We start from the raw sequence: 15172 nt of genomic DNA on the forward strand, positions 1-15172 counted from the left end.
GGGCGGAAACCTACCCCCCCTCCCCCCCGCCTTCAAGCCATCGTGCGCGAAGCAGCAGCGCGGCGAGCGCAACGCAGAGGCCCGCCAAGGCAAGAATGACGGCGCCCAGCGCGTTGATCTCGGGCGTCAGGCCGAGGCGCAGCGCGGAGAAGACCAGCACCGGCAGGGTGGTGCCGGCGGGGCCGGAGACGAAGCTCGCGATGACCAGGTCGTCGAAGGACAGCGTGAAGGCGAGCAGCCATCCGGCGGCCAGCGCCGGGGCCATCAGCGGCAGGGTGATGGTGCGGAAGGTGGCGAGAGGGCCGGCGCCGAGGTCCATCGCGGCTTCCTCCAGAACCCGCTCGGTCCCCGCGAGCCGCGCCTGCACCACCACGGCGACGTAGGCGGCACCGAGCGTCGCATGCGCAAGCAGGATGGTGAGCGCGCCGCGCCCGGCCGGCCAGCCGATCGCGGCTTCCAGCGTGACGAAGAGCAGCAGCATCGCGAGCGCTGTGACCACCTCGGGCAGCACCAGCGGCGCGCCAATCAGGGCGCCGAACAGCCCGCGGCCGGCGAACGCCCCCCAGCGGGCCAGCGCGAAGCCGGCGACGCCGCCGATCAGCGTGGCGAGCGTGGCCGAGCCCGACGCGACGCGGAGCGATAGCCAGGCGGCCTCGACCAGCCGCTCATTCGTGGCGAGTGCGGCGAACCAGTGCAGGGAAAAGCCGCCCCACTGGAAGGGGATGCGGTCCGCGCTGAAGGCGAAGCCCACCAACAGCAGCACCGGCACCCAGAGGAACCCCAGCCCGAGGACGAGCACGCCGCGCCACATCACGACGCGCGCTGGAACAGGCGGATGGGCACGATCAGCAGCGCGAGCAGCGCCACGGCGAGGGCCGCCGCCATGGGCCAGTCACGGTTGCTGAAGAATTCCTGCCACAGCACCCGCCCGACCGGCAGCGCGTCCGATGGCCCCAGCAGTTCGGGGATGACGAACTCGCCGGCGGCAGGGATGAACACCAGCAGAGACGCCGCGACGACGCCTGGCAGCGCCAGCGGCAGGGTCACCGTCCAGAACACCGTCGCCGGCGTCGCGCCGAGATCGGCCGCCGCCTGCTCCAGCACCGGATCCAGGCGCGAGAGCGTGGCGTAAAGCGGCAGCACGGCGAAGGGCAGGTACGCATGCACCATCCCCGCCAGCATCGCGCCCTCCGTGTAAAGCAAGGTCAGCGGCTCCTCGATGAGACCGAGGCCGAGCAGCGCGGCGTTCACCAGCCCCTGGTCGCGCAGCAGCCCGATGAAGGCGCCCATGCGCAGCAGGAAGCCGGTCCAGAACGGCAGCAGGACCAGGGCCAGCAGCGGCACCCGCCAGCCGCGCCGCGCACGTGCGATGGCGAAGGCCATGGGGAAGCCCAGCAGCAGGGTGAGCACCGCGGTGCTGCCGGCCAGCAACGCTGCGCGCCACAGTGAATCGCGGTAGAACTCATCCTGGATCAGCGTTGCGAGATTGCCGAAGCTGCCCTGCCAGGCAAGGCCCGGCCCGAACGGCCAGCGGAACGGCGGCACGCCCTCTGCCCCGGTGCCGAACGCGATGCCGAGCAGGATCACCGCCGGCGCCGCCACGAAGGCCAGCAGCCAGGCCCAGGCCGGCAGCAGGACCAGTACGCGCCGCATCACGCGGCCAGCGGCACGAGGTCGTCCGGATCCCAGGCAAGGGCCACGCGCTCTCCCATCGCGGGCATCGGGTCATCGGCCGGCACCATCACGCGCAGCTCGCCGCCGCCATCGAGGGCGACGACAAACAGCGTCGCGTCACCGCGGAATGCCGCTTCGCGCACCTGGCCGATGGCCGCGTTGGCGCCGATGGCCTCGCCGCCCGGCGTCAGGCGGATGCGCTCCGGCCGCAGCGCATAGGCCGCCGCCCCAGGCTCGGCTGCCGCGAGAGAGAGGCACGCGGCTTCCACGATGTTCGCGGCACCCAGGAACCGCGCCACGAAGGCGCTCGACGGCCGCGCATAGACCGCCTCCGGCGAACCCACCTGCATCAGCCGACCGCCCTCCAGCACCGCGACGCGGTCGGCGAGGGCGAGCGCCTCGCCCTGGTCATGCGTGACCATGACGAAGGCGGCGCCGGTTGCCCGCTGCAGAGCGCGCAGCTCGAACCCGGTCTGCTCGCGCAGGCCGGCATCGAGGGCGGCCAGCGGCTCATCCAGCAGAAGCAGTTTCGGGCGCATCACCAGGGAGCGGGCGAGGGCCACGCGCTGCTTCTGCCCGCCGGAGATCTGGTGCGGCCGGCGCGCGGCAAAGCCCTCGAGCTTCACCAACGCCAGCACCTCGGCGACGCGGCGCGCCTGCTCCGCCTTCGCGACCCCGGCGCGGCGCAGCCCATAGCCGATATTCTCCGCCACGCTCATATGCGGGAACAGCGCGTAGGACTGGAACATCATGTGCACCGGCCGCGCCCAGGGCGGATCACGGGTGATGTCGCGCCCCTCCAGCAGCAGGGTGCCGCCATCGGGCGCCTCGAGCCCGGCGATCAGCCGCAGCAGCGTGGATTTTCCCGAACCCGAGCCGCCGAGCAGCGCGAAGAACTCGCCCGGCAGGATGGCGAGGTCGAGCGCCTCCAGCGCGACCGCCGCGCCATAGGATCGCCGCAGCCCCCGCGCCTCCAGCAGCAGTGGCGGCACGCCGATCAGCGCCCGGCCTTGAAGCGCGACCAGAGCCTGGTGCGCAGTCGCTCCGTCGCCTGGCTCGGTGTGGTCGCGACGAAGCTGGCGGCCAGGGTCGCTTCGGTCGGGTAGACGCTCGGGTCGTTGCGCACCCCCTCGGACACCAGCGCGCGCGCCGCCGGCACCGCGTTCGGGTAGCGCACGTGGGTGGTGATCGTGGCCATCACCGGCGGCCGCAGCACGAAGTCGATGAACGCCTCCGCTGCTTCCGGGTTCGGGGCATCGGCCGGGATCGCCAGCATGTCGAACCACAGCTGCGCGCCCGCCCGCGGAGCCACATAGGCCACCTCCACCCCGCGCCCGGCCTCGCGCGCCCGTGCCGAGGCCTGGATCACATCGCCCGAATAGGTAAGCGCGAGGCACACATCGCCCGTCGCCAGCGCGTCCAGCACCGACCCCGAGGGCAGGATCGCGCGCACGAACGGCCGGATCGCCAGCAGCGCCCGTTCCGCGGCGCGCAGGTCCTCGGCGCTGTCGGTGTTCGGGTCGAGGCCGAGATGGCGCAGCACGGACGGGATCACATCCGTCGCGCTGTCCATCACCTGGATGCCGCACCGCGACAGGCGCTGCGCGTGCCGCGGGTCCAGCAGCAGGGCCAGGCCATCCATCGTCGCATCGGGAGCCAGCACGCGCACCCGATCGGGCCGGATGCCCATCCCCACCGTGCCCCATAGATAGATCGCGCCATGCCGGTTGCCCGGATCGACCGCCGCGGCCCGCGCCATCAGCGCCGGATCCAGGTTCGCCCAATTCGGGATCCGCGCCCGGTCCAGCGGCCGCAAGGCGCCTGCGCGCACCAGCCGCGCGAAGGTCGGCTCGCTGGTCGGCACGACCAGGTCATAGCCCGAGCGCCCGGCGGAGAGCTTGCCCTCCAGCGTCTCGAGGCTGTCGAAGACGTCGTAGCGGACGCGGATGCCGGTCTCGGCGGTGAAGCGCTGCACCACGTAGGGGTCGATGTAGTCGGACCAGTTGTAGATGTTGAGCACCGGCTGTGCCTGCCCCACGACCGGCAGCAGCAGCATCACGACCAGGGCGGCAATCCAGCGCGGCATCGCATCCATATCCCTCAGGCAACCACGATGTTCGCCGCTGCGGCGCGCCAGCGGAAGGGGCAAGCGACGCGCGATCATGTGGAGGAATTATTTCCTTTACACTAGGCTGTTATTCTCCTAATGCAGACGGGCCAAGGGGCGAACCATGTCCCGAAGGCCTCACGGCCAAGCCCTCCCCCCTCTCAGGCGCCCCCCATCACAACCCGCCCGCACCGCCCGGCCGCAAGACCGGGTGGCTTTGCGCCTTGCGCGGATGCAGGAGACCCGCATGCCCTATGACGAACGTGGCCTCAACGCGCTGTCCACCATCTCGGGCTTCACCCTTTGGCACTACCGCACGGGCGACCAGCGCGGCAGCGTGATCGCGCCGGGCTACTTCACCGCCGCCGCGGCGCGTCTGGCGATCGGTGACGTGATCATCGTCCAGGCATCGGACGCCACGGCCTTCCTGCCGGTGGGCGTGGCGAACACCACCGGTGCCGGCCTCACGCTCGACACCACGGGGGCGGGGCTTCGGCTGATCCGCTCGGCCACGCAGTTCATCGAGGTCAACCATGGCGGCATCGCCACGGCCCGGGCGATCATCCTGGCCGGCCTGCCTCCATCCGCACTGCCCGAGACGCCGGCGGCGCTGACCATCACGGTGATCGGCCCGGTCGCGCAGGTCACACTGTCGCTCATCGACGAGAACGACCAACCCGCGGCCGCGCCACAGATCTTCACCGTGGTGGGCGGCCTCGTCGCAACGACCATCACCCTGCCCGGCCCGCCCGGCGCGGAGTGGCGCCTGCGCGTGGCGGATACCGCCGACGCAACGCTGGTGACGATTTCCGCGCCGACGCTCATCCGCGCCTATGCCCGCCTGCTGCGTGAATCCGGCGGCCTGCTGCTGCTCGAAAACGGCGCCGTTTTGTTGAGTTAGCGTTCCCCTTCGGCGAGCCGCCAACGCAACAGCATTCTTGTGCCCTCAAGCGCCGGGCGCGCTTGGCTCGCTGGACGCCCGGCAACGCCCGTTCGGGCTTGCGGCCCGCAATGCGGGCCGGGTTCCCGTCCCTCACACCCGCACAGCCTCTCCCCCCGATCATCGAGCGAGGATCCCACACCGATGTCCGATACCAAGATCAGTGCCCTTCCCGCGGCCAGCGGCGCCGCGGGCGCCGACATCATCCCCATCGTCCAGGGCAGCGGCGCCGCCGCGGTCACGCGCCGCGCCTCGGTCACCCAGCTGCGTGGCGCCGTGCTGAGCGGCCGGTCCGTCAGCGTCGAGGATTTCGGCGCGGTGGGCGATGGCATCACCAATGACGGCCCGGCCATCCAGGCCGCCATCAACAGCCTCACGGGCACCGGCGGCACCATCCTGTTCGCGGCCAAGCGCTATCGCATCGCCTCCGCCGTCGTGATCGACAGCGAGGCCATCACGCTGCAGGGCATGGGCTTCACCGAAGGCCCCAACGCCGCCGATGGCAGCTGGATCACCATCGACACCACCGGCTTCACGCCCTTCACCTTTACCGGCACCGCCGCGCGCGGCTCCGCCGTGCGCGACATCGCCTTCCGCCAGACGCATCCCTCCCTGGCGCCAGGCTGGACGCCGACCAACTACGACTTCGTCTTCCGCGTGCAGGACTGCCTGGGTGCGGTGGATTTCCGCAACGTGTTCCTGTGCTCGATCAACCGCGGCATCTTCTGCGACAATTCTGGGCGCCTGAACGTGGAACGCCTGCGCGGCCAGGTGTTCACGACGGGCATCGAGATCGATCGCTGCTTCGACATCCCGCGCGTCAACTACGTCCACTTCTGGACCTTCGCGACATCCGACGTGAACGTGCTCGGCTACCAGCAGCAGAATTTCGACGCGCTCGTGATGCGCCGCGTGGACGGCATCTTCATGGACGACATCTTCGTTCTCGGCTGCCGCTCGGTCTTCCGCTTCGCTTCCTCCGCCTCAGGCACCACGACAAAATTCTACCTCGGCAACGGCTACACCGATTTCGCAAAGTACAGCCTCTGGGTCGAGGGCAACGACGTCTCCGGCCAGATCGCCAACCTCACCACCCAGGGCGAGCTGATCACGCCTGCCGGTGCGCCGATCCCCGGCGGCACCGGCATCCGCATCGACGGCAGCAATGCCCGCATCCAGATCGCGAACCTGCGCATCGACGCAGTCGAGACCAACGCCATCCAGGTCAATGGCGTGAACAACCGGCTCGATGTCTTCTCCGCCCGCGTCGAGAAGGCGAACCTCGCGAATAATGGCTCGCCGGCGATCAACCTGCTCAACGTCGCCTCGGGCACCCCGAACCAGATCTATCTCGGCGCGCCGGTGCTGATCGCGAACAGCAACGGCGCCGCGCTGCAGAACGGCAGCACCAACGGGTTCGTCGCGTCGATGTCGCCCGCCGGTTCCATCGCGGCACCCGGTGCGATGGTCGGTGCAACGAACACCGGCCTGTCCAGCCCGGCCACCAACCAGCTCGCGATCAGCACCGGCGGCGTGGAGGTGATGCGGGTGCAGTCCGGCACGGTCACCATCGGCGGTGCCTCCGGCGCGCACGCGCTGGGCGTCACCACGCCCGCCAGCACGGTGAACGAGTTGCGCGTCAGCGGCGCCGTCACCGGACAGCCGGTGGTCGCCGGGGCGCAGGGGAGCGACACCAACATCGCGCTCAGCCTGCGCAGCAAGGGCACCGGCCCGGTGCAGATCGCGCCCAACGCCATCCTCGCCTTCGAAGCGCTGGCGGGTGCGACCCAGGCCAACTATCTCCGCGCCAATGGCGCGGTGGCAGCCGGCCGCGTCAGCGTTCAGGCGCAGGGCAGCGACGCAAATATCGGCTTCGACGTCGCCGCCAAGGGCACCGGCACGCTGGGCCTGCAGGCGAACAGCGCCAATGCCGTGGTGGTCACCAATCCGGCCTCCGCGGTGAACTTCCTCCAGGCTTCGGGGGCGGCGACGGCGGGCAAGGTGAGCCTCTCGGCACTCGGCACCGACGCCAATGTCAGCTTCGACATCACGGCCAAGGGCACCGGCGTGCTCGGGCTGCAATCCAACAGCGCCTATGCCTTCGTCATCACCAACCCGACCTCGGCGGTGAACTACCTCCAGGGCACGGGTGCAATCACCGGGACCGGCCCGCTGATCACCGTCAACGGGTCCGACGCGAACGCCGCACTGCGGCTTTCGGCGAAGGGCACCGCGCCGGTCAGCGCACTGTCGCCGCTGCAATTGCCCAGCTTCACGGTCGCGACCGTGCCGGCCGCGGCCAGCTACCCGCGCGCGATGATCTACGTCTCGGACGGCACGCTCAACAAGCGCCTAGCCATCAGCGACGGCACCGCCTGGCGCTGGCCGGACGGCGCGGTGGTCTCGTGACGGACAGCGGAAGGAGAACCAAGCCATGACCGCATTGACCGACTACGCGCGCAACCTGGTCGCCCGCGCGGTGTGCGCGCGGGTGCCGGCGCTGCCCACCAACGCCTACCTCGCGCTGGGCACCGGCGGCTCGCTCGCCGCCGGCGTCACCGGGGAGCCGGTGGGCGCGGGCTATGCCCGCCAGCGGGTGACCTTCGCCGGCACGGGCGACCAGGCCAACGCGGCGCTGCTGCGCTTCACCTTCACCGCCGGCGTCGGCAGCCTGACCCATATCGGCCTGTTCGACGCGGTGCAGGGCGGCAATCCGCTGACCTTCAGCGCGCTGGCGACACCCGCCGCGCTGCCGGCTGCGGGGCAGGTGACCGTGCCGGCGAGCAGCTTCGTGGTGACCGCGAGCTGAAAGTAACGTGCCCGACAACCCTACCGGCGACGCCGTCTTTCCAACCACTTGGGCGGCGGCGCCGGGTAAGGTGTCCTTGGTGGCTTATCCCAGGGCGCTACTCGACGCGGCCGATCCGGTTGATCGCTGCCTCGATGCGCACGCGGTCGGCGTCGAGAAAGGCCTGGAAGGCCGCCCCTTCGCGGTGGTCGACCACCATGCCGGTGGTCTCCAGCTGGCGCTGCATCTCGGGTTCGCGCAGCGCGGCGGCGACACCTTCGCGCAGCCGGCGCTGGATAGCGGGCTCCACCCCCGCTTGGGTGAACAGCCCGACCCAGAGGTAGAACTCCACGCTCCGGAAGCCGAGCTCGATCGCGGTCGGGCAATCAGGCAACAGAGCGACGCGCTGTGCCCCTGTGTGCACAAGTGCACGCATCTGCCCGCCCCGGATGAAGGGGTTCACGACGGAGGGCACGGATGCGGTCGCCGAGACCTGCCCGCCGAGCACTGCCGTCATCGCCGGCCCACCACCCGAATAGGGCACGTGGTTCAGCCGCATCTCGCCGGCCTGTGCCAGCATTTCGAAGGGCAGATGCAGCGCGCTGTAGGGGCCGGAGGATCCATAGGCGATCTCGCCCGGCCGCCGCTTCGCGTCGGCCACGTAGTCAAGCCAGGTCCGCCACGGCGCGTCCGCCTTGACCACCACGACCAGCGGATCGGCGGTCAGCAGGGCCACCGGCGCAAGTGCGGTGCGATCCAGGCTCGGCGGCCGCCCGAACAGCGCGTCCGCCGCCGGGATCGAGGAATAGGAGACATGGGCAATCAGCGCGGTGTAGCCATCCGGCCGCGCCGCCGCACCCGCCGCCATGCCGATGCCGCCGCCGGCGCCACCGCGGTTCTGCAGCACCACTGATTGGCCCCAGACCTTCTGCAACGCCGCACCGAGCGGACGCGCGATCAGGTCCGTCGCGCCGCCGGGCGGGAACGGCACGATCACCGTCACCGGACGTGTCGGGAAGTCCTGCTGCGCGGACGCGGCACCCGCCGCCAGCAGCGGCAGCGCCAGCGCGCCGCGCCGGGTGAGACGCGCGCTCATACGCCGGCGAGGCCGGTGACCTGACCCGTCGCGTTGCGCGAGACACCCATGGCCGCCGCCTTCTCCAGCACGCTCGGCTCCCACGCCACCTTGCCGGCATCGGGGCCGCCGATCAGCGTCAGCAGCGTGCCGCGGCCTTCGCCGACGTAGCGGAAGCCGCGATAGACGCCGGTGGGCACGTGGATGCAGTCGAAGGGCTGGAGGATGATTTCCTTCTCGCCCGCCTCGGTCATCCACACCACGGCCCAGGGGCCGACCAGCGGCATGAACACCTCCTCGGTGGTGTGCGCATGCAGGGATGCGCCGTTGCCGTGCTCGGCCTGGATCATGCCCAGGTTGAAGCCATGCGCGCCGAGCGGGATGTTGGGCTTGAGGTCGGGCAGGTCCTCGCGCTCGACCACGCCCATGCCGACCAGGTTGATCTTGAAGCGGCGGCTGCCGGGAAGGTGGGAGTCGACGAAGGCTTCCTCGGAACCGCGCAGCGTGGCGAAGCGCGCGACGAAGCGCTCCATCTCGGCCACGGACATGTTCTGTGGGTTGCTGATTGCGGTCATGGGGTTTCCTTTTTCCTTACCCCGACGCTGGCAAGCGGCGTTGCGACTGTCAAACCACGCAGCGTAAAAAAGCGGTTCATCTGAAATCGCGGCTGTCTGGCAGCTTCGCCTTGGGGCGGCGCGCGCCCGGCTCCGGCCGCTTCACCTCATCGGCGCGCCCGATCGAGCGTTCCGCCCAGGCGCTGTCGCCCATCAGCCCGTCGAGCAGGTCCGACCGGTCGATCAGGCGCCGCACGATCAGGTGGGTGATCGGCACCTCGGCATGCTCGACCACCCGCTCCACGCGACCTTCGGCGAGCAGCAGGCGGCCGGCGATGAGTGCCGCGCGGTCGCGCGCGGCGATGGACGCGTAGACCACCAGATTGCCCACGCCCCACTCATCCTCGATGGTGAGGAACACCACCCCCTTTGCCGTCCCCGGGCGCTGGCGCATCAGCACGAGGCCCGGGATGCGCACCGAAGACCCCTGCCGCGCGGTGGCGAGCGTGCGGGTATCGTCGCGCGTCAGCCGCACCAGCGCCGGCCGTAGCAGTGCCAAAGGATGCCGCCCGAGCGTGAGGCCGGTGGCGCGGTAATCCTCCACCACCCCCTCCCCTTCCGAGGGCGGCGCGAGTGCGACGGCGGGCTCCACCACCACCGGCTCATCGGGCTCGGTCATGGCCGCGAACAGGGGCAGGTCCCGCGGGCCGCCGGCGACCCCGCGCGCCGCCCACCCCGCCTGCCGCCTGCCGTCGCCCAGGCCCGCGAACCCATCCGCCGCGGCCAGCGCATCGAGCGCGCGCTTGCCCACGCCCGATCGCCAGGCCACCTCCTCGACGCTGGCGAAGGGGGCGCCGTTGCGCGCGACCCGCGCGGCCATGATCGCCTGCCCGTCCTCCACCGGCAGCCCGCCCGCCAGCCGCAGGCCGAGCCGCAGCGCGAGGCCGTCCGCGCTGTCGGGGGCGGGTTCCATCGTAGAGTCCCAGGCACTGGCGTTCACATCGACGGCGCGCACCGCGACGCCGTGCTCGCGCGCATCGCGCACGATCTGCGCGGGTGCGTAGAATCCCATCGGCTGGCTGTTGAGCAGTGCGGCCGCGAAGACGCCGGGATGGTGCCGCTTCATCCAGGCCGAGGCGTAGACGAGATGCGCGAAGCTCGCCGCGTGGCTTTCGGGAAAGCCATAGCTGCCGAACCCCTCGATCTGGGCGAAGACGCGCTCGGCGAATTCCTGGACATAGCCGCGCCGCACCATGCCGGCGACCAGCTTGTCGCGGTGCTGCTCCACCAGCCCGCGCGCCTTGAAGGTGGCCATCGCGCGGCGCAACTGGTCCGCCTCGTCCGGCGTAAACCCCGCCGCCACGATCGCAATGCGCATCGCCTGTTCCTGGAACAGCGGCACGCCCAGCGTCTTGCCGAGCACCTGGCGCAGCTCGTCCGCTGGCCCGAATTCCGGGGAAGGTGCGGGATACTCCACCGTCTCCACGCCGGATTTCCGCCGCAGATAAGGGTGCACCATGTCGCCCGCGATGGGGCCAGGGCGCACGATCGCGACCTCGATCACCAGGTCGTAGAATGTCTTGGGGCGCAGGCGCGGCAGCATGTTCATCTGCGCCCGGCTTTCCACCTGGAACACGCCCACGGAATCCGCGCGGCGCAGCATCGCGTAGGTCTCGGGGCATTCCTTGGGCAGCGTCGCGAGTTCGAGATCGTCGCGCCCATGGTCGCGCAACAGATCAAAACCGCGGCGCAGACAGGACAGCATCCCCAGGCCCAGCACATCCACCTTGAGGATGCCCAGCGCCTCGATGTCGTCCTTGTCCCATTCGAGCACGGTGCGGTCCTCCATCGCCGCCTTCGTCACCACCGCGAGGTCCACCAGCCGCCCGCGCGTGATGACGAAGCCGCCCACATGCGTCGCGGCATGGCGCGGGAAATCCTGCAACTCCTCCGCCAGCTCCATCGCCATCGCCAAACGCGGGTCGGTGATGTCGAGGCCCTCCGCCTTCGCGAGCTCAGCAAAACCCATCGATCCGCCAGGCCCCCAGCTGCCCTTCGCCAGCCGCGCCGTGACGTCGGCGGTGAGGCCGAGCGCCTTGCCCACCTCGCGGATCGCGCTGCGGGCGCGGTAGCGGATGACGGTTGCGCAGATCGCCGCGCGATCGCGCCCGTAACGCTTGTAGAGGTGCTGGATCACCTCCTCGCGCCGCTCATGCTCGAAGTCGATGTCGATATCCGGCGGCTCGCCACGGCTGGCCGAGATGAAGCGCTCGAACAGCAGATCGTGCTGGCTGGGATCGACGGCGGTGATGCCCAGCACGTAGCAGACCGCCGAATTCGCCGCCGAACCGCGCCCCTGGCACAGAATCGGGTGCTTCTGCTCGCGCGCGAACCGCACGATCTCATGCACGGTCAGGAAATACGGCGCGTAGCCAAGCTCCCCGATCAGCGCCAGCTCATGCGCCACCCGATCGCGCACGCTGGCGCCGGCACCCTCCGGCCAGCGTTCGGCGAGTGCGGCCATCACCCGCGCCTCCAGCGTCTGCTGCGCGGTGCGGCCGGGTTCGTAGATCTCGTCGGGATACTCATACCGCAGCTGGTCGAGCGAGAATCCCGCCGTCGCCTCCAGCACCTCGAGCGTGTTCGCGAGTGCGAGCGGGTGGCGCGCGAAAAACCGCGCCATCATCGCAGGCGACTTCAGGTCGCGCTCGGCATTCATCTCCGCCGCATCGCCGAGATCATCGACCGTGACGCCAAGCCGGATCGCGCTCACCACATCCGCGAGCCGCCGCCGCGAGCAGTCATGAAACCGCACATCGCCGATTGCGAGCAGGCTGCCCCCCGCAATCGCCGCCAGGCGATCCAGACGGCGCTGGTCATCGCCGCGATACCCACACGCGGCGGCCAAAAACAATGGACGCATCAGGCGCCCGCGCAACGCCGCCGCATCCGCCCGAAACCGCGCCGCGAAACCGGCATCGAGATCCTCGGGCGGGACCGCCGCCAGGACCCAGCCCTCGGCCGCATCAAACATCGCCGCACGGGACATCCGGCACGCGCCGGCGACCGCCATCCGGCCCTTCGAAAGCAGCGCCGTCAGCCGGCCATAAGCGGCGCGGTCGGACGGCCAGGCAAACCAGGCGCTGCCGTCCTCCAGCACCAGGCGGCAGCCGACGCGGAACGGCAGCCTGCCCTTCGAGGCGACATGCGCGCGCACCACGCCGCCCAGGGTGTTGGTGTCGCAGATGGCAATGCCGGCCAGGCCCAGGGACTGGGCGCGGAACACCAACTCATGCGGGTGGGAGGCGCCGTCGAGGAAGGAGAAGTTCGAGCGGGCGGCCAGTTCGGCGTAAGCAAGAGCGGGGGAAAGAATTCCCCCGGACCCCCATCTTTTATTTTTATCCGTGGGCGTCGTCACGGGAGGTGGCCGTGGAGGTGCCAGTCGTCGGCGCGAAAAATCCACAGACGAAGTCCAGACTCCAACTCCACCTCAAAATAGTCCCGCGAACCTTCCTCGCCGCGCCACCACTCCGCCGCAACGCGCCGAGGCCCCTGCGCCCGCAACACCCGATGCGCAGCCCCACCCCAGCGCACCAACGCCGGCGGCCCATCCGGCACCGAAGCCACCACACCGATCGCCTCCGGCCGGCGCAACAGCCGCACCGCCGGCTGCAGCCGCCAGCCCACCGAAACCGCCGGCGAAGAAACACCCTGCACCATCCGCTCCGGCCAATGGCTCGAGCGCATCGCCACCCGCCGTACCCGCACCCGCTGGCGCAAGCGGTCGAGCAGCTCCAGCGCCGCCCCCGCATCCCGCCGGCCACCGATCGCGAGCGCCGTCTGCAAGCCACTCGCCACCGGGTCCGTCGCCCGCGCCTCAAGGGCGAAACGCTCGATCCCCAGGCCCGGCGACAAAGCCTCCAGCCGGTCGCGGAACAGCAGGCGCAGATGCGCCACGCCGCGCACCGGCTGGCCGGTGCCGATCGCCACCTCCTGCACCGCCGCATCCACCCGCCAGGCGGAGAGCACCACCTGACGCGCGCCCAGCCCCTCCGCGCGCAGCTTCGCGCACAACGCCTCCAGCAGCACATCCAGCACCGCCTCGATGCCGGCGCGCGTCACGATCGGCTCCAGCATCTCCCGCATCACCACCAGCTCCGGCGGGGGCAGCACCGGCCGCAGCACCACGCGCCGGTGGCCGAGCAGCGCATCCAGCCGCTCGAGCAACGCACCGCCAAAACGCCGCGCCAGAGGCCCCCGCGGCAGCGCCAGCAGATCGCCCACGCGGCGCAACCCCAGCCGCTCCAGCGCCGCCACCTCGCCCGCATCCAGCCTCAGCGCGTCGGCGAGCGGCAAGGACTCCACCGGCCCACCATGGCCGGCCCGCGCCATCGCCCCCGCCAGCGGCGCGATGCCGGCGACGCCCCCCTGCGCGGTCAAGCCACCCTTGCGCAGCCGCGCCAGCGCATCGTCCAGGAGCCCCGCCTCATCGCCCCAGAAATGGGTGCAGCCGGTGATGTCCAGCAGCAGCCCATCCGGCGGGTCGGTGGCGGCCAGCGGCGTATAGCGCCGGGCCCACAGCGCCAAGCCCTCCAGCGCCTGCGCATCGGCGGGCGCATCCTCGGGGAACAGCGCCAGCTCCGGCGCAATCGCCTGCGCATCGGCCAGCGCCTGCCCGGCCCGCAGCCCGGCCATGGCCGCCGCCCGGTCCACCGCCACCAGCACCCGCCGCGGCCCCAGCGTGGCCCACACCCCGAGCGGACGATCCGCGGGCAGCTCCGGCGCCGCGCGACGGATGCGGTCCGTGGCCAGCGTCGGCAGGTGCAGCGCCAGGAAGCGCCGCCCACCGGCGACCGGCGGCGGCGGGAGGAGGATTTCGCCCAACATGGGCGAACCCTACTGCACCGATGAGAACAAAAAAAGAACAAACTCCCGAGAGCCGCTGGCTTGTCCAAAACACCATCGCGTCTATCGTGCGCCCCAAGGAAACCCAAGGAACCTCTGCATGCCGCCCCGCATTCTTCTGATGGCCAGCCCGCTCAGCGACCCCGACCTCGCGCGCGAAATCGCTCCCTCCGGCATGGAGCTGACCATCGCCAATTTCGGCAGCCCCGAATTCACGGCTGAGGCCGCCAAGGCCGACTTCCTGGTCGGCTTCGGCAACAAGGCGATCGACGCCGGCTTCTACGGCGCGGCCCCGAACGTAAAGCTGTTCCAGCTGCTCTCCGCCGGCTACGACACCGTCGACATTGAGGCCGCGCGTGGCGCCGGCGTGCCGGTCTGCAACAATGGTGGTGCCAATTCCACCGCCGTCTCCGAACACGCGATGATGCTGATGATGGCCGTCTGCCGCCGCCTGGTCTGGCAGCATGAGAGCGTTGTCTCCGGCCGCTGGCGCGGCAACAATCCGGGTTCGGTGAAGCTGTTCGAGCTGCGCGACAAGGTGCTCGGCCTGGTGGGCCTGGGCGCGATCGGCAAGAAGGTCGCGCGCCTGGCCAACGCCTTCGGCATGCGCGTGCAGTACTACGACATCAACCGCGTCTCCGAGGCCGAGGAGGATGCGCTGACCGTCCGCTTCCGCCTGCTGGGCGAGATTCTTGCGACCTCGGACATCGTCTCCCTGCACGTCCCGCTCACCCCCGCCTCGAAGCACATGATCGGCGCGGCGGAGCTTGCCTCGATGAAGCGCACCGCCTTCCTGGTGAACACCTGCCGCGGCCCGGTGATCGACGAGGTCGCGCTGATCGCGGCCCTCGAGGGCGGCACCATTGCCGGCGCCGGCCTGGACGTCTTCGACCAGGAGCCGCCGCCGGCCGACAACCCGCTGTTCCGCCTGCCCAACGTGATCCTGACGCCGCACTACGCCGGCCCCACCTGGGACAACCAGCAGGCGCGCTTCCGCAACGCCTTCGACAATTGCCAGCGGGTCGCGCGCGGCGAGAAGCCGCTCTGGGTCATCCCAGAACTGCAGTAACGCCAAGGCGTCTTCACGCCCCGGCGGCGCATGCTAGGCTTTCCGCAATGCCCCGCCATC

The 15172-nt window shown here is 70.6% G+C and carries 12 protein-coding genes; 4 read left to right on the forward strand and 8 right to left on the reverse strand.

Annotated features, from left to right (window positions below; all coding sequences use genetic code 11):
• Positions 1-10: 10 nt before the first annotated feature.
• Genes GXW79_RS07110 through GXW79_RS07125 form a run of 4 tightly spaced genes read right to left on the reverse strand, consistent with a single transcriptional unit; the run spans position 11 to position 3760 of the window.
• A complete protein-coding gene (locus tag GXW79_RS07110) occupies positions 11-811 on the reverse strand; it encodes an ABC transporter permease subunit (protein WP_211873765.1) in 801 nt (266 codons plus the stop codon).
• Complete coding sequence (locus GXW79_RS07115) at positions 811-1653, reverse strand: ABC transporter permease (protein ID WP_211873766.1); 843 nt, start codon at positions 1651-1653, stop codon at positions 811-813. The genes GXW79_RS07110 and GXW79_RS07115 overlap by 1 nt, the downstream gene beginning before the upstream one ends.
• Complete coding sequence (locus GXW79_RS07120; protein WP_367614829.1) at positions 1653-2666, reverse strand: ABC transporter ATP-binding protein; 1014 nt, start codon at positions 2664-2666, stop codon at positions 1653-1655. The genes GXW79_RS07115 and GXW79_RS07120 overlap by 1 nt, the downstream gene beginning before the upstream one ends.
• Positions 2667-2671: 5 nt before the next feature.
• Positions 2672-3760: a polyamine ABC transporter substrate-binding protein gene (locus tag GXW79_RS07125; RefSeq protein WP_246503793.1), complete on the reverse strand. Its 1089-nt coding sequence runs from the start codon at positions 3758-3760 to the stop codon at positions 2672-2674.
• A 268-nt stretch (positions 3761-4028) separates the two neighbouring features.
• Between GXW79_RS07125 and GXW79_RS07130 the strand changes: the two genes are divergently transcribed.
• The 3 genes from GXW79_RS07130 (at position 4029) to GXW79_RS07140 (ending at position 7530) form a co-directional block, all read left to right on the forward strand.
• Positions 4029-4682 (forward strand): hypothetical protein, encoded by a 654-nt coding sequence (locus GXW79_RS07130; RefSeq protein WP_211873660.1) that lies wholly within the window; start codon positions 4029-4031, stop codon positions 4680-4682.
• A 183-nt stretch (positions 4683-4865) separates the two neighbouring features.
• A complete protein-coding gene (locus tag GXW79_RS07135) occupies positions 4866-7130 on the forward strand; it encodes a glycosyl hydrolase family 28-related protein (protein ID WP_211873661.1) in 2265 nt (754 codons plus the stop codon).
• A gap of 25 nt (positions 7131-7155) precedes the next feature.
• Positions 7156-7530: a phage tail fiber protein gene (locus tag GXW79_RS07140; RefSeq protein ID WP_211873662.1), complete on the forward strand. Its 375-nt coding sequence runs from the start codon at positions 7156-7158 to the stop codon at positions 7528-7530.
• A 97-nt stretch (positions 7531-7627) separates the two neighbouring features.
• Here the strand turns inward: GXW79_RS07140 and GXW79_RS07145 are convergent, their stop codons facing one another.
• The 4 genes from GXW79_RS07145 to GXW79_RS07160 all read right to left on the reverse strand — a co-directional run bounded on the left by GXW79_RS07145 (position 7628) and on the right by GXW79_RS07160 (position 14025).
• On the reverse strand, positions 7628-8605 hold the full coding sequence (locus GXW79_RS07145; protein WP_211873663.1) for a tripartite tricarboxylate transporter substrate binding protein: 978 nt from the start codon (positions 8603-8605) through the stop codon (positions 7628-7630).
• Positions 8602-9159 (reverse strand): cupin domain-containing protein, encoded by a 558-nt coding sequence (locus tag GXW79_RS07150; RefSeq protein ID WP_211873664.1) that lies wholly within the window; start codon positions 9157-9159, stop codon positions 8602-8604. Before GXW79_RS07150 ends, GXW79_RS07145 begins: the two co-directional genes overlap by 4 nt.
• Before the next feature lie 76 nt (positions 9160-9235).
• Positions 9236-12556, reverse strand: coding sequence for an error-prone DNA polymerase (locus GXW79_RS07155; RefSeq protein WP_367614830.1), 3321 nt, complete (start codon positions 12554-12556; stop codon positions 9236-9238).
• On the reverse strand, positions 12553-14025 hold the full coding sequence (locus GXW79_RS07160; protein ID WP_211873665.1) for a Y-family DNA polymerase: 1473 nt from the start codon (positions 14023-14025) through the stop codon (positions 12553-12555). Before GXW79_RS07160 ends, GXW79_RS07155 begins: the two co-directional genes overlap by 4 nt.
• Positions 14026-14143: 118 nt before the next feature.
• Between GXW79_RS07160 and GXW79_RS07165 the strand changes: the two genes are divergently transcribed.
• Positions 14144-15112, forward strand: a complete 969-nt coding sequence (locus GXW79_RS07165) for a 2-hydroxyacid dehydrogenase (RefSeq protein ID WP_211873666.1) — start codon at positions 14144-14146, stop codon at positions 15110-15112.
• Positions 15113-15172: the final 60 nt, after the last annotated feature.

The organism is Plastoroseomonas arctica (genome assembly GCF_018128965.1).
GTDB lineage: Bacteria > Pseudomonadota > Alphaproteobacteria > Acetobacterales > Acetobacteraceae > Plastoroseomonas > Plastoroseomonas arctica.

Bases quoted from the DNA above. Each gene is read 5' to 3' on its own strand.
- GXW79_RS07110 (WP_211873765.1), bottom strand. From the start codon at position 811: ATGTGGCGCGGCGTGCTCGTCCTCGGGCTGGGGTTCCTCTGGGTGCCG.
- GXW79_RS07115 (WP_211873766.1), bottom strand. From the start codon at position 1,653: ATGCGGCGCGTACTGGTCCTGCTGCCGGCCTGGGCCTGGCTGCTGGCC.
- GXW79_RS07125 (WP_246503793.1), bottom strand. From the start codon at position 3,760: ATGCCGCGCTGGATTGCCGCCCTGGTCGTGATGCTGCTGCTGCCGGTC.
- GXW79_RS07130 (WP_211873660.1), top strand. From the start codon at position 4,029: ATGCCCTATGACGAACGTGGCCTCAACGCGCTGTCCACCATCTCGGGC.
- GXW79_RS07135 (WP_211873661.1), top strand. From the start codon at position 4,866: ATGTCCGATACCAAGATCAGTGCCCTTCCCGCGGCCAGCGGCGCCGCG.
- GXW79_RS07140 (WP_211873662.1), top strand. From the start codon at position 7,156: ATGACCGCATTGACCGACTACGCGCGCAACCTGGTCGCCCGCGCGGTG.
- GXW79_RS07145 (WP_211873663.1), bottom strand. From the start codon at position 8,605: ATGAGCGCGCGTCTCACCCGGCGCGGCGCGCTGGCGCTGCCGCTGCTG.
- GXW79_RS07150 (WP_211873664.1), bottom strand. From the start codon at position 9,159: ATGACCGCAATCAGCAACCCACAGAACATGTCCGTGGCCGAGATGGAG.
- GXW79_RS07160 (WP_211873665.1), bottom strand. From the start codon at position 14,025: ATGTTGGGCGAAATCCTCCTCCCGCCGCCGCCGGTCGCCGGTGGGCGG.
- GXW79_RS07165 (WP_211873666.1), top strand. From the start codon at position 14,144: ATGCCGCCCCGCATTCTTCTGATGGCCAGCCCGCTCAGCGACCCCGAC.